General features: G+C 72.5%; 9 protein-coding genes and 2 pseudogenes. 4 read left to right on the top strand and 7 right to left on the bottom strand.

Annotated features, from left to right (window positions below; all coding sequences use genetic code 11):
- Positions 1 to 86 precede the first annotated feature (86 nt).
- The 3 genes from A3Q37_RS24475 to A3Q37_RS24465 form a co-directional block, all read right to left on the bottom strand.
- Positions 87 to 2,018 (bottom strand): PQQ-binding-like beta-propeller repeat protein, encoded by a 1,932-nt coding sequence (locus A3Q37_RS24475; RefSeq protein WP_065487786.1) that lies wholly within the window; start codon positions 2,016 to 2,018, stop codon positions 87 to 89.
- A gap of 238 nt (positions 2,019 to 2,256) precedes the next feature.
- On the bottom strand, positions 2,257 to 3,912 hold the full coding sequence (locus A3Q37_RS24470) for a PQQ-binding-like beta-propeller repeat protein (RefSeq protein ID WP_065487785.1): 1,656 nt from the start codon (positions 3,910 to 3,912) through the stop codon (positions 2,257 to 2,259).
- 75 nt (positions 3,913 to 3,987) lie between these two features.
- Complete coding sequence (locus tag A3Q37_RS24465) at positions 3,988 to 5,808, bottom strand: ABC-F family ATP-binding cassette domain-containing protein (RefSeq protein ID WP_065487784.1); 1,821 nt, start codon at positions 5,806 to 5,808, stop codon at positions 3,988 to 3,990.
- 165 nt (positions 5,809 to 5,973) lie between these two features.
- Here A3Q37_RS24465 and A3Q37_RS37975 point away from each other — a divergent pair, with 165 nt between their 5' ends.
- The 4 genes and pseudogenes from A3Q37_RS37975 to A3Q37_RS24450 all read left to right on the top strand — a co-directional run.
- Positions 5,974 to 6,360, top strand: coding sequence for a response regulator transcription factor (locus A3Q37_RS37975; protein ID WP_255311925.1), 387 nt, complete (start codon positions 5,974 to 5,976; stop codon positions 6,358 to 6,360).
- Positions 6,357 to 6,770: a hypothetical protein gene (locus A3Q37_RS24455; RefSeq protein WP_065487783.1), complete on the top strand. Its 414-nt coding sequence runs from the start codon at positions 6,357 to 6,359 to the stop codon at positions 6,768 to 6,770. Before A3Q37_RS37975 ends, A3Q37_RS24455 begins: the two co-directional genes overlap by 4 nt.
- 58 nt (positions 6,771 to 6,828) lie before the next feature.
- Positions 6,829 to 6,978: pseudogene (locus A3Q37_RS35955) on the top strand (type II toxin-antitoxin system prevent-host-death family antitoxin); the annotation flags it as partial.
- Positions 6,977 to 7,123, top strand: a pseudogene (locus A3Q37_RS24450) (Txe/YoeB family addiction module toxin); the annotation flags it as partial. The pseudogenes A3Q37_RS35955 and A3Q37_RS24450, both read left to right, overlap by 2 nt.
- Before the next feature lie 13 nt (positions 7,124 to 7,136).
- Here A3Q37_RS24450 and A3Q37_RS24445 read toward each other — a convergent pair.
- From A3Q37_RS24445 to A3Q37_RS24430, 4 genes are all read right to left on the bottom strand, one after another.
- The gene (locus A3Q37_RS24445) at positions 7,137 to 8,480 is read right to left on the bottom strand and encodes an acyltransferase (protein WP_065487782.1); all 1,344 of its coding nucleotides are present in this window, start codon (positions 8,478 to 8,480) and stop codon (positions 7,137 to 7,139) included.
- An 81-nt stretch (positions 8,481 to 8,561) separates the two neighbouring features.
- A complete protein-coding gene (locus A3Q37_RS24440) occupies positions 8,562 to 9,461 on the bottom strand; it encodes a 4-(cytidine 5'-diphospho)-2-C-methyl-D-erythritol kinase (RefSeq protein WP_107471586.1) in 900 nt (299 codons plus the stop codon).
- Between the two features lie 80 nt (positions 9,462 to 9,541).
- A complete protein-coding gene (gene rsmA / locus A3Q37_RS24435; RefSeq protein WP_065487780.1) occupies positions 9,542 to 10,414 on the bottom strand; it encodes a 16S rRNA (adenine(1518)-N(6)/adenine(1519)-N(6))-dimethyltransferase RsmA in 873 nt (290 codons plus the stop codon).
- Positions 10,411 to 11,706, bottom strand: a complete 1,296-nt coding sequence (locus A3Q37_RS24430) for a resuscitation-promoting factor (RefSeq protein WP_255311928.1) — start codon at positions 11,704 to 11,706, stop codon at positions 10,411 to 10,413. The genes rsmA and A3Q37_RS24430 overlap by 4 nt, the downstream gene beginning before the upstream one ends.
- Between the last annotated feature and the right edge of the window lie 184 nt (positions 11,707 to 11,890).

Genomic DNA, 11,890 nt, shown 5'->3' with positions numbered 1-11,890 from the left:
GGGGGACGAGTGGGTGTGGGGGCGCGTGGGGCAGGAAGCGGCCGACGGCGTTCGGGTGCCGGGGCCGGAGGGGGTCCGGCGGACCGTCACTTCTCGAACACCAGCATCGTCGTCTGCTCCAGCTCTTCCTTGTCGTTGCTCGCGCTCACGCGCTGGCTGAAGATGAAGGAACGGCCGTCCTTGTAGAGGACCTTGGACGAGAAGAAGCCGTTCTCGATCCGGCCGGCCCCCGCCGGGTGCTGGAGCAGCGTCTTGGGGGTGCCGCCGGTCGGCGGGAGCGTCACGATGGCGCCTGCGGTGTCGTACTTCGGCCGCATGTAGAGCAGGACGTTGCCGCCCTCCATGCCCAGCGGCTTCAGGACGCGCTCGGCCGGGGCGGGCGCCTCCCACTTGGGCTTGCCGGTGTTCAGGTTGAAGGCGACGACCTTGTTCGTCCGGGCGGTCCCGCTGGTGTCGTCCTCGGTCGCGATGTAGAAGGTGTTGGCGTCGGCGGCGACACCGCTGCACCCTTCGAGCTTCTGGCCGAAGATCGCGAAGCTGTTGCCGCAGTCGGCGGTGAGCTTGTCACCCTTGGCGGGCATCAGCTGGGAGCGGAGCTTGCCGCTCTCGGTGATCGCGACGATGGTGTACTGCTTCTTCTCCCGGTGCTCCAGCCGGACGACGAGCGGGGTGGAGGAGTAGACCCGGGTGACTTCCCAGCCGCGCGGCGGCTCGTACGTCCAGCGGGGCTTGCCGGTGGCCGGGTTCAGCTCCTGGACCTGGTGCTGCGGGTTCTTGACGTCGTCGGTGCGGCAGCTGGCGGCGGCGATCAGCTTGTCGCCCCCGGAGAAGGCGAAGGGCTTGCAGTTGCCCTCGGGGTTGCCGAACAGCTCCTTGCCGTCGCTGACCCGGTAGGCGTTGGAGTTGCCGGTACGCCCGACGGCGACGGTGTCCCCGCTGATCGCCAGGCCGATGTCGGACAGGAAGTCCCAGGTCCCGTTCTTCTTGATCTCCTTCTTCCAGCCGGCCTTGCCGGTGTTGAGGTCGACCATCTGGAGGACGGAGCAGTTGGCGCGGTCCGTGGTGCCGTTCTTCACCCCGATGACGAGCTTGCCGTCGGGGGTCGGGGTGTTGGGCGCGGCGCACACGTCGGCGGGGAGATCGAGCTTCCACTTCTGCTTGCCGTCGGCGACGGAGTATCCGGACACGCTCCGGTACATGGCCTTGGCGACGACGTCGCCGGCGAACCAGGGGCCCTGGACGGACGCGCCGTTGCGCGGCAGGTCGACGTCGTTCTTCTGGAGCCAGGCGACCTTGGCCTCGCCCGGCTTGCGCCCGGCGTTGAGGTCGTCGCCGGCGTCACGCCCGTCGCCGCTGCCGTCGCCCTCGTCGACGGTCGGGGACTCGCTGGGGGCCTTGGGGTCGTTGCTGCCGGTGGCGACGGGCTTCTTCGGGTCCTCGTCACCGCTGTCGCTCACGAGGAACCAGGTGCCCGCCCCGGCCGCCAGGACCACGGCGAGCGCCGCCGCGACCACGATGCCGGTCTTCCCCTTGAGGAACCCGCCACCGGATCCGGATCCGCCGGGGGCGGGGGCGCCGGGGTACTGCTGCTGCGGGTAGCCGTAACCGGTCTGGGGCTGCTGACCGTACGGACCGGGAGCCTGCTGACCGTACGGCCCCGGGGCCTGCTGACCGTAGGGCCCGGGCTGCTGACCGTACGGCCCGGGCGCCTGCTGCCCGTACTGGCCGGGGGCCTGCTGGCCGTACGGCCCCGGGGCCTGGCCGGGCTGCTGCGGATAGCCGTAGCCGGGCTGGCCCGGGGGCTGCTGGGGGTAGCCGTACGCCGGGGCGCCCGGCGGGGGCGTCTGCGGCGGGCCGGCCGGGGGCGCGGGCGGCGGCGTCTGCGGCGGCTTGGCCAGATTCGGCTGGTCCTGTGGCGCCTGCGGCTGGCCCTGTGGCGGCTGAGGAGCTCCGTTCGGCGGCTCCTGCGGAGCCCCGAAGCCTCCCTGCGGCGGTTGCTGGCTGGGCGGCTGGCTCATATCAGCACGTCCCCCTTCGTGCGGCCCGGTGCGCGATCCGGTCTCCCCCGCATTCCCGAAGGGGCTGAATCCCCCTCGGAAAGGAGCGAATCGGGCATGGCTTCCGCAGTGTTACGACAGTCGGCGGGGCTTCTTTGTACCACCCACCGGGCGTCGGACACCGATTCGGGCCAACCGCTGTTCCCAAGGGAGAACCGCGTCGTGATGCCCTCGTTACGCCTTGGCCGGAGGTGAGGGTTCAGTCACCGAAGGCGATCATCGTGCGCATCTCCATCTCCTCCTCGTCGGTGTCCCCGGAGACGTGGGGCCGCATCAGGAGAGAACGTCCGTCGGCATAGAGGACGAGCGAACCGACGAGGGTGCGCTCGGTCGCCGCGGCCGACGCCGGGTGCCGAAGGACCGGTTCCAGTGCGCCGCCCTGCGGGCCGAGCGCCACGATGCCTCCGCCGACGCCCTTGGCCTTCGACCTGGGCGGGCTCAGGTATATCAGCGCCCTGCCGCCCTCGACCCGCAACGGCGTCAGGGTCTGCTCGGTGGGAGCCCGAACCTTCCACTTCTCCTTGCCGGTACTCATGTCGAAGGCGAGCACCTCGCTGGCCCACGACCCGTCCTCGACGGTGTACCTCGATGCGAGGTAGAGCGTGTCGGCATCGGCGGCCAAGCCGATGCAGGTGTCGAAGTTCGCACCCAGGTTCCGCTGTGTGAGGGTGCACTGAACCCCGAGTTTTTCCTCGTCGACGACGAGCTGGGAGCGGAAAGTCCCGTCGGTGTTCAGGACCACAATCTCCATATCGTCTTTCGGGTCCCTCACATTCTGCAAGAGGAGCACCAGAGGGTCGACGGAGTAGAACTGGCCGACCATCCAGCCCTCCTTGGGCTTGTACGTCCACACGGTCTTGCCGGTGACGGGGTCGATGCGCCGCACTTCGCTGTCGGCCTCGTCGATCGGCTGCTTGCCACAGGCGACAGCGGCGAACATGGCGGCACCACCCGTCATGGCGTACGAATAACAGGGGCCGGCCACTTTGCCCCACAGGTGCTTGCCGTCGCTGACCCGATAGGCGTCCGAACGGCCGATCCTCCCGATCGTCAGGACGTCACCGCTGATCGCCATGACGATGTTCCTGAGCCCGTCCTGCGTCGGCGCCTGCGGGAAGGTTTTGGACCAGCCCGCCTCACCGGTGGCCAGGTCGATCATCTGGAGCTTCTCGCAGGCCGCCTCCTCCTTCGAGGTGGCGGACATGAGCCCGATCACGAGCTTCCCGTCCACGGTCGGCTGGGTGGGTGCCGCGCAGACGTCGGCAGGCAGGGGCAGGCTCCACTTCTGCGATCCGTCCTCCAGGGAATAGCCGGACACCGTGCGGTACATGGCCTTGGCCACGATGCCGCCGGTGACCCAGGGGCCGAGGGCGGACGCACCACGCCCCGGCAGGTCCACGCCGTTCTTCTGGATCCAGCGGACCTTCGCCTCGCCTTCCTTGCGCCCCTTGTTGATCTCCGCGGCCTCGGCGGCGGGCGTCTTCTTCCGGTTCGACTCGGCGCCGGGCTGCTTCGGGGCGGTGCTCTCCTTCGCGACGGGCTTCTTGTCGTCGGAGCCGTCATCGCCACGGACCCCGAGCCAGACGCCCGCACCGATCACGAGGACCCCGGCGAGCACGGCGGCGACGAGCCCTACGACCCGCCCCCGGGAGCGCCCACCGGAAGGCCGGTTCGGAGGCTGGGGCTGGGGCTGCGGTCGGCCGTAGGGCACGGTGGGCGGCTGCGGCGGAGAGCCGTACGCGGGCTGGGGCGGCTGACCGTACGGGCCAGGCTGGGGCTGCCCCGGGTCCCCGTACACACCAGGCCGCGGTTCGTACGGAGCACCGAAGCCCTCCTGCGGCGGCGGCTGCGACATCGGTGTGGTCCCCCTCGAACGTACGGTCACTGCCGTCCCGTTCTACCACCCGTCACACCGGCCCCACCTGCCCGGTCAGGCGTCCTCGGCCAGTTCCAGCCAGCGCATTTCCAACTCGTCCCGCTCGGTGACGAGTTCGCGCAGTTCGGCGTCGAGCTTGGCGACCTTCTCGAAGTCGGTGGCGTTGTCCGCGATCTGCTGGTGCAGCGTGGTCTCGCGGGTGGAGAGCTTGTCGAGCTGCCGCTCGACCTTCTGGAGCTCCTTCTTCGCGGCGCGGGACGCCTGCGCGGAGACCGCCGGGGCGGCGGCGGGGGCTGAGGACGAGCGGGGCGCGGCAGCGGCGGAGGGGGTCGCCGCCTCCTCCAGCTTCTGCCGGCGCTCCAGGTACTCGTCGATCCCGCGCGGCAGCATCCGCAGGGCCCGGTCGCCGAGGAGCGCCATGACCTTGTCCGTGGTCCGCTCGATGAAGAACCGGTCGTGGGAGATCACGATCATCGATCCGGGCCAGCCGTCGAGGAGGTCCTCCAGCTGGGTCAGGGTCTCGATGTCGAGGTCGTTGGTGGGCTCGTCGAGGAAGAGGACGTTGGGCTCGTCCATCAGCAGCCGCAGGATCTGGAGCCGGCGGCGCTCACCGCCGGAGAGGTCGCCGACGGGCGTCCACTGCTTCTCCTTGGTGAAGCCGAACTGCTCACAGAGCTGACCGGCGGTCATCTCACGGCCCTTGCCGAGGTCGACCCGGTCGCGGACCTGCTGGACGGCCTCCAGGACGCGGAGGTTCGGGTTCAGCTCGTGGACCTCCTGGGAGAGGTAGGCGAGCTTGACGGTCTTGCCGACGACGATCTTCCCGGCGGCGGGCTGCTCCTCGCCCTGGGTGCGGGCGGCCTCGGCGAGGGCGCGCAGCAGGGAGGTCTTGCCCGCGCCGTTGACGCCGACGAGGCCGATGCGGTCGCCGGGGCCGAGCTGCCAGGTGAGGTGGGTGAGGAGGGTCTTGGGCCCGGCCTGGACGGTCACGTCCTCCAGGTCGAAGACGGTCTTGCCGAGGCGGGCGTTGGCGAACTTCATCAGCTCGCTGGTGTCGCGCGGCGGCGGCACGTCGGCGATGAGTTCGTTGGCGGCCTCGATGCGGTAGCGCGGCTTGGAGGTACGGGCGGGGGCGCCGCGGCGCAGCCAGGCCAGCTCCTTGCGCATCAGGTTCTGCCGCTTGGCCTCCTCGGTGGCCGCGATGCGTTCGCGCTCGGCGCGGGCGAACACGTAGTCGCTGTAGCCGCCCTCGTACTCGTGGACGACGCCGCGCTGGACGTCCCACATGCGGGTGCAGACCTGGTCGAGGAACCACCGGTCGTGGGTGACGCAGACGAGGGCGGAGCGGCGGGCGCGCAGATGTCCGGCGAGCCAGGAGATGCCCTCGACGTCGAGGTGGTTGGTGGGCTCGTCGAGGACGATCAGGTCCTGCTCCTCGATGAGCAGCTTCGCCAGCGCGATCCGGCGGCGCTCACCGCCGGAGAGCGGGGCGATGACGGTGTCGAGCCCGTGCTCGAAGCCGGGGAGGGCCAGACCGCCGAAGAGCCCGGTGAGCACGTCACGGATCTTGGCGCTGCCCGCCCACTCGTGGTCGGCCAGATCGCCGATGACCTCGTGGCGGATGGTCGCCTTCGGGTCGAGGGAGTCGTGCTGGGTGAGGACGCCGAGGCGCAGCCCGCCGTTGTGGGTGACGCGGCCGGTGTCCGCCTCCTCCAGCTTGGCGAGCATCCGGATGAGGGTGGTCTTGCCGTCGCCGTTGCGGCCCACGACACCGATCCGGTCGCCCTCGGACACCCCGAGGGACACACCGTCGAGCAGGGCACGGGTGCCGTACACCTTGCTGACCTGCTCGACATTGACCAGATTGACGGCCATTTCACTCCTGTCCGGGGGATCGATCGACCTTCCCAGGGTACGGCGCGGCGGAGGGGGCCCGGTCGGGCGGCCCAAAGGCGTCCTGCCGATCAGGGCCGGTCCGGGAGGGAGCGGATGCCGGGATAGCCTCGTGCGGGTGCTTTTGCCGATCGACGGGGGAAATCCATGGGTTCGGTCCCGGTGACCGTTCTGGTGGTGGACGACGACGCGCTGGTACGCGACGGCCTGAGGCGGATCCTGGAGTCGGCCGACGACATCCGGGTGCCGGCGGTCCGCGGCCCCGGGGAGGCGCTGGAGCCGGCACACCGGCACCGGCCGGACGTGGCGCTGGTGGATCTGCACATGCCCGGCACGGACGGCATCGAGGTGCTGCGCGGTCTGCGGAAGGAAACACCTCACGTGTCTGTCTCGATACTCAGCCGCACCTCCCTCCGCCGTACGGCCGTCGCCGTCGCGGGCCTGACCGCATCGCCGCCGAGATCCTCGGCATCGACGGCGTCGTCAAGAACTGCTGGTAGCCGGGGAATGGGGAGAGGGGTTTTTTGCCGATGACCGTCGTCGCGACCGCGCTGCGCTGGACCTTCCTTGTGGGCGGAGTGGCCGTCCTGGCCGCCTTCCTCGTCAGCGCCGCCCGGGCCCGTATCGCCGGCACCCGCTTCGGTGAGCTGGTCGACGCACTGGAGACCCGGTGGTTCGCCACGGGCCAGGTGTTCTTCGCCGTACTGGCGGGCCTCGCCGGGTCCTGGGCCGCGGGCTGGGCGGGCGGGACCCGTCCGCCGCTCCTGGAGTCGGTGCCGATGCTGTTCCCGCTGGGCATCGTCGCCGCGTTCGTCGTCCGCCGTACGGGCGGGGGCGCGGGCGGCAACGAGGACACGGACCGGGACGGCAGGACGTTCCTGGTGAAACTGCTCGCCCTGCTGGCCGCGCCGCTGCTCCTGGGCGGCGTGATGACGGGCTGGTGAGGGGGAGGCCGGGGGCCGATAAGCCGGGGACGGGCGGCGAGACGCACGGGCGGCTCGCCGCGCGAAGTACGCCGAGACCCTGAGCTCCGTCGTGGACGACCGCGAGGAGGTCGTGGTGACCCGCGCGGGCCACGAGCCGGTGGTGATCGTGGCCCTCGACGAGTACGAGTCCCTCAAGGAAACGGCGTACCAGCTCCGGAGTCCGGAACGAGGGGATGGGCAAGCCGGAACCGCTGAAGTACGGCATCCAGGGGTACTGGTCGCGGCGCATCACCGACGAACACCGGCTCATCTACAAGGTGGTCGACGACGAGGTCCGCACCGCCGCCTGCCGCTACCACTACGGCCGCTGATCCCCGCCGCCCCCTACAGCCCCCTCCGCCCCGCCCGCTCCACCAGCAGCCAGCCGCCCAGGGTCATCGCGACGGCGGTCGGGGCGCTGACCGGGATCGCGATCAGCAGGGCCGTGCGGCCGTCCAGCAGGTCGTTGAAGCCGACCATGGACAGGCCGAGGACGCCGAGCAGGCAGAGCGTCGCGCCGACGGCCGCGAGCGGGCCGTGGCCATGGACGGGGGCCGTTCCCGGCGCGGGCGTCGCCGGGCGTTCGAAGGTGCGGAAGGCGGCGACCAGGGCCGCGGTCAGGGCTCCCGCGAGGGCGAGCCGTAGCGGGACCTGGGCCCACCAGGCGGCCGACGCGGGCTCGGGCAGGTCGACGTCGAGGGCGAGCAGCGCACCGTACACGCCGAACATCGCCGTGAGGTGCCAGAGGAACGCGGTCATCGCCACCCCGTTGGCCGCCACCACCGTGCGCCAGACGCGGGGGCGCTCCAGCAGGCGGGCGGCCGGGGCGCGGAGGAGTTCGACCGCGCCGACGAGCCAGAGGCCGTGGGCCAGCAGGGCGAGGGTGGGCGGGGCCATGTTGCTGACCTTCTCGCCGGGCATTCCGACCATCGAGAGCGGGTACGGGCCGAACGCCACCAGCGCCGTGGCGGTGACCAGGCCGCCACCGGCGAGCAGGGCGGCGCGGCGCAGGTGGATGCGGCCGTCGGCGCGCAGGAAGCCCAGCTGGTGGACCGCCAGCCACACGAACGCGAAGTTCAGGAACTCGACGTACGGGACTCCGGCGGCGAACCGCAGGACGTCGACCGTGACCGCCGCGCCCGCAAGACCCGCGAACGCCCCCCAGCCGTACCGCTCGTGCAGCCTCAGCAGCGGCGGCGTGAACGCGACCATCGCCAGGTAGATCCCGATGAACCACAGCGGCTGGGTCACCATGCGCAGGGTCACGCCGGTCAGCCCGCCGCCCCCGCCGAGGAGTTGGACCAGCAGCGCCGCCGCACCCCAGACGAGGACGAAGACCATGGTCGGGCGCAGCAGCCGCTGGAGGCGGGCGCGCAGGAAGGCGGAGTAGACGGAGTCCGCGGCGGCCCCCGGAGCGGGCTCGGGGCGCTTGCGGAGCAGGGAGCGGTAGGACAGCGCGTGCGAGAAGCCGCCGACGAAGAAGAACACCGGCATGACCTGGAGCAGCCAGGTCAGCGGCTGGAGCGCCGGGACGACGGCGAGCAGGTTGCCCACCCCGTCCGGGGTGACGGCGGCCATCAGCCAGTGGCCGAGCACGACCGCGCCGAGCGAGGCGACCCGGAGGAGGTCGACGTAACGGTCCCGGGTGGCGGGCGTCGCCCCGGCCAGTTCACGAACACTTGATCCCATGGACGTACGGTCGCGCGAGGCGGGCGGGGCCCGGCAGCGCGACCGTACTCAGATCCGGGGTGAGTACGCCGGGCAGAAGGCTCAGATCACGTGCGCGCCCGGCGCCGGCGACACCGCCACGCGCGCGTTGCGGCAGGTCCCCGACGTCAGCAGCGCGGCCGCCACCTTCTCGGCCGTCTCCTCGTCCGGGACCAGGAACGCCGTCGTCGGACCGGAACCGGAGACCAGCGCGGCCAGCGCCCCCGCTTCCGTGCCCGCCGCCAGCGTGTCCGCGAGGGACGGGCGCAGGGAGAGGGCGGCGGGCTGGAGGTCGTTGCTCAGCGCGCCCGCGAGTGCGCCGGAGTCGCCGGAGCGCAGGGCGGCCGGCAGGGCGGGCGACGCGGTCGGTTCCGGGACCTCGGTGCCGGCCGTGAGGCGGTCGAACTCGCCGTAGACGGCGGGCGTCGAGAGGCCGCCGTCCGCCACCGCGAAGACCCAGTGGAACGTGCCGCCCACCTCGATCGGGGTCAGCTTCTCGCCGCGTCCCGTACCGAGCGCGGCCCCGCCCACCAGGCTGAACGGCACGTCGCTGCCCAGCTCCGCGCAGATCGCGAGGAGTTCGTCGCGGCTCGCGCCCGTCCCCCACAGCGCGTCGCAGGCGACCAGGGCGGCCGCCCCGTCGGCGCTGCCGCCCGCCATGCCGCCCGCGACCGGGATGTCCTTGGCGATGTGGAGGTGGACGGCGGGGTCAATGCCGTACCGCTCGGCCAGGGCCACGGCGGCGCGGGCGGCGAGGTTGGTGGCGTCCAGCGGGACCTGCGCGGCGTCCGGGCCCGAGCAGGTGATGCGCAGCTCGTCGGCGGGGGTCGCGGTGACCTCGTCGTACAGGCCGACGGCGAGGAAGACGTTGGCCAGGTCGTGGAAGCCGTCGGGGCGCGCGGCGCCCACGGCCAGCTGCACGTTGACCTTGGCGGGGACCCGGACGGTGACGCCCGTACGCACAGAACTCACAGGGCTCACAGAACTCACAGGGCTCACCGGGCTCACGGGGCTCACCGGGCCGTCTCCGGCTTGTGCGCGACTCATTCCGACACCTCCGGCTTGTGCTCCGCGATCGCCGCGAACTCCTCCACCGTCAGCGACTCCCCGCGCGCCTGCGGCGAGATCCCGGCGGCGACCAGCGCGGCCTCGGCGGCGGGTGCGGAACCCGCCCAGCCGGACAGCGCGGCGCGCAGCGTCTTGCGGCGCTGGGCGAAGGCCGCGTCCACGACCGCGAAGACCTCGGCGCGGGACGCCTTCGTGGCCAGCGGTTCGGCGCGGCGGACCAGCGAGACCAGGCCGGAGTCCACGTTCGGGGCGGGCCAGAAGACATTGCGGCCGATCGCCCCGGCGCGCTTGACCTCCGCGTACCAGTTGGCCTTCACCGACGGCACGCCGTAGACCTTGTTTCCCGGCCGGGCCGCGAGGCGGTCGGCGACCTCGGACTGGACCATGACGAGGGTCCGCTCGATGCTCGGGAACCGCTCCAGCATCGTGAGCAGGACGGGCACGGCCACGTTGTACGGGAGGTTCGCCACGAGCGCGGTCGGCGCGGGGCCCGGCAGCTCGGTGACCAGCATCGCGTCGGAGTGGACGAGGGCGAACCGGTCGGCACGCTCCGGCATCCGGGCCTGGACCGTGGCGGGCAGCGCGGCCGCGAGGGTGTCGTCGATCTCGACCGCGACCACCCGGTCCGCCGCCTCCAGCAGCGCCAGGGTCAGCGAGCCGAGCCCGGGGCCGACCTCGACGACCACGTCGTCCGGGCGGACCTCGGCCGTGCGCACGATGCGGCGGACGGTGTTGGCGTCGATGACGAAGTTCTGACCGCGCTGCTTGGTCGGGCGTACGCCCAGCTTGGCTGCCAGGTCGCGGATGTCTGCGGGGCCCAGGAGGGCGTCGGGCTCTGTGCTGCTCACCCGGTAAGCCTACGGCCGCAGTGCGGCCACGGACTCGCCCCCCGCTGCACGTACAGCTTCTTCGCCCGGTACGTCTGCTCGGCGGCGGGCGCGTCCTGGGGGCGTCCGCTGCCGCCGAGGGACTGCCAGGTCTGCGTGTCGAACTGGTACAGCCCGCCGTACGTGCCGCTCGGGTCGACCGCGTCGGGCCGCCCGCCGGACTCGCAGGCGGCGAGCGCGGACCAGTTCAGCCCGTCCGCCCCGGCGACGGATTCGGGCCGCTGCCGGGTGCCGGTGCGCACGACGCGGCTCACCGGCAGGTGCACCAGTTCCTCGGCCGCCCGCCGCGGCTTCTGCCGTACGCCGTTGACGGTCCGGACCGCGTACGTGACCCGGCGTACGCCGTTGCGCCCGGCCCGCTCGACGACCTCGGTGCCCCGGAACAGGGCGGGGTCCTCGCTGCGTTCGACGGCGTACGGGACCGTCTCCTCGCGCACCTCGCGGGTGTCGGTGATCCGCATGACGGAGATCGTCTGGCCGTCGCGGGGGAAGCTCGCCGGGGCGACGGAGGTGGTGTCCTGGCCGTGCAGGGTGATGCCCGCCTCGGCGAGGGCTTCGTGGACGGTCGCGGCGTTGGTGCGCAGGGTGCGTTCCTGGCCGTCGGCCATGAAGGTCACGGCGCGCTCGGTGCGGACGGTGAGGGTGAGGCCGGTGCGGGCGATCCGGGTGGAGCGGGCGGCGGAGAGGTGCGCCCCCTCGGCCCGGATCCCGAACTCGCGCAGCGCCCCGGCCACGGTGTCGGCGGTCGTCCAGACCCGGTGGCGGACGCCGTCGAGGGTGAGGGTGACGGGCCGCCCGTAGCGGACGACGACCTCGTCGCCGTGGTCGAGGCCGGCGCCGGGGTCCGGGGAGACACGGTCGTGCGCGCCGAGGGTGACGCCCTCCTGCTCCAGCAGCTCGGTGACGTCGTCGGCGAAGGTGTGCAGGGTGCGGGGCGCGCCGTCGACCTCCAGCCGGACGGCCTTGTCGTGGGCGACGAACGCGGTGGTGCCGCCGGCCAGGAAGGCGACGACCAGGGCCCGGGGGACGAGCCGGCTCAGCTTCAGGTTCTCGGGATCGGCGACGAGGGCGCGCCGCCGCTTGGCGGCCCGCCGGGCCTCGGCACGGGTGGGGCCCTGGCGGGGCACGGTGAGCGGGGTGTCGGCGAGCGGCGGCCCGGCGGGCGCGGGGGCGGCGAACGGCAGTCCGGCAACCGGCGGCCCGGCGGGCTCGGTGTCGACGAGCGGGGTGTCGGCGAGCGGGGTGTCGACCATGGTCGGGGCGTGGGCGGGGGCGACCGGGGCGACCGGGGCGACCGGGGCGACCGGCGGAACGTACGGGGCGGAACGTACGGGGCGGCCTGTGGGACGTACCCAACGGGTCCCGCCGGCCACGCCCCGCCCCCGACCCCGTCGCCACCCAGCGTCAGCTGCTCGTGGAACGCGCCGACGCGCCTGT

The sequence above is a fragment of the Streptomyces sp. PTY087I2 genome, from assembly GCF_001687325.1.
In the GTDB taxonomy this organism is placed as follows: domain Bacteria; phylum Actinomycetota; class Actinomycetes; order Streptomycetales; family Streptomycetaceae; genus Streptomyces.
The sequence above is the reverse complement of the archived record's forward strand: the minus strand, read 5'-3'. Positions and strand labels throughout refer to the sequence as shown.

Bases quoted from the DNA above. Each gene is read 5' to 3' on its own strand.
- A3Q37_RS24475 (WP_065487786.1), bottom strand. From the start codon at position 2,018: ATGAGCCAGCCGCCCAGCCAGCAACCGCCGCAGGGAGGCTTCGGGGCT.
- A3Q37_RS24470 (WP_065487785.1), bottom strand. From the start codon at position 3,912: ATGTCGCAGCCGCCGCCGCAGGAGGGCTTCGGTGCTCCGTACGAACCG.
- A3Q37_RS24465 (WP_065487784.1), bottom strand. From the start codon at position 5,808: ATGGCCGTCAATCTGGTCAATGTCGAGCAGGTCAGCAAGGTGTACGGC.
- A3Q37_RS37975 (WP_255311925.1), top strand. From the start codon at position 5,974: ATGGGTTCGGTCCCGGTGACCGTTCTGGTGGTGGACGACGACGCGCTG.
- A3Q37_RS24455 (WP_065487783.1), top strand. From the start codon at position 6,357: ATGACCGTCGTCGCGACCGCGCTGCGCTGGACCTTCCTTGTGGGCGGA.
- A3Q37_RS24445 (WP_065487782.1), bottom strand. From the start codon at position 8,480: ATGGGATCAAGTGTTCGTGAACTGGCCGGGGCGACGCCCGCCACCCGG.
- A3Q37_RS24430 (WP_255311928.1), bottom strand. From the start codon at position 11,706: ATGGTCGACACCCCGCTCGCCGACACCCCGCTCGTCGACACCGAGCCC.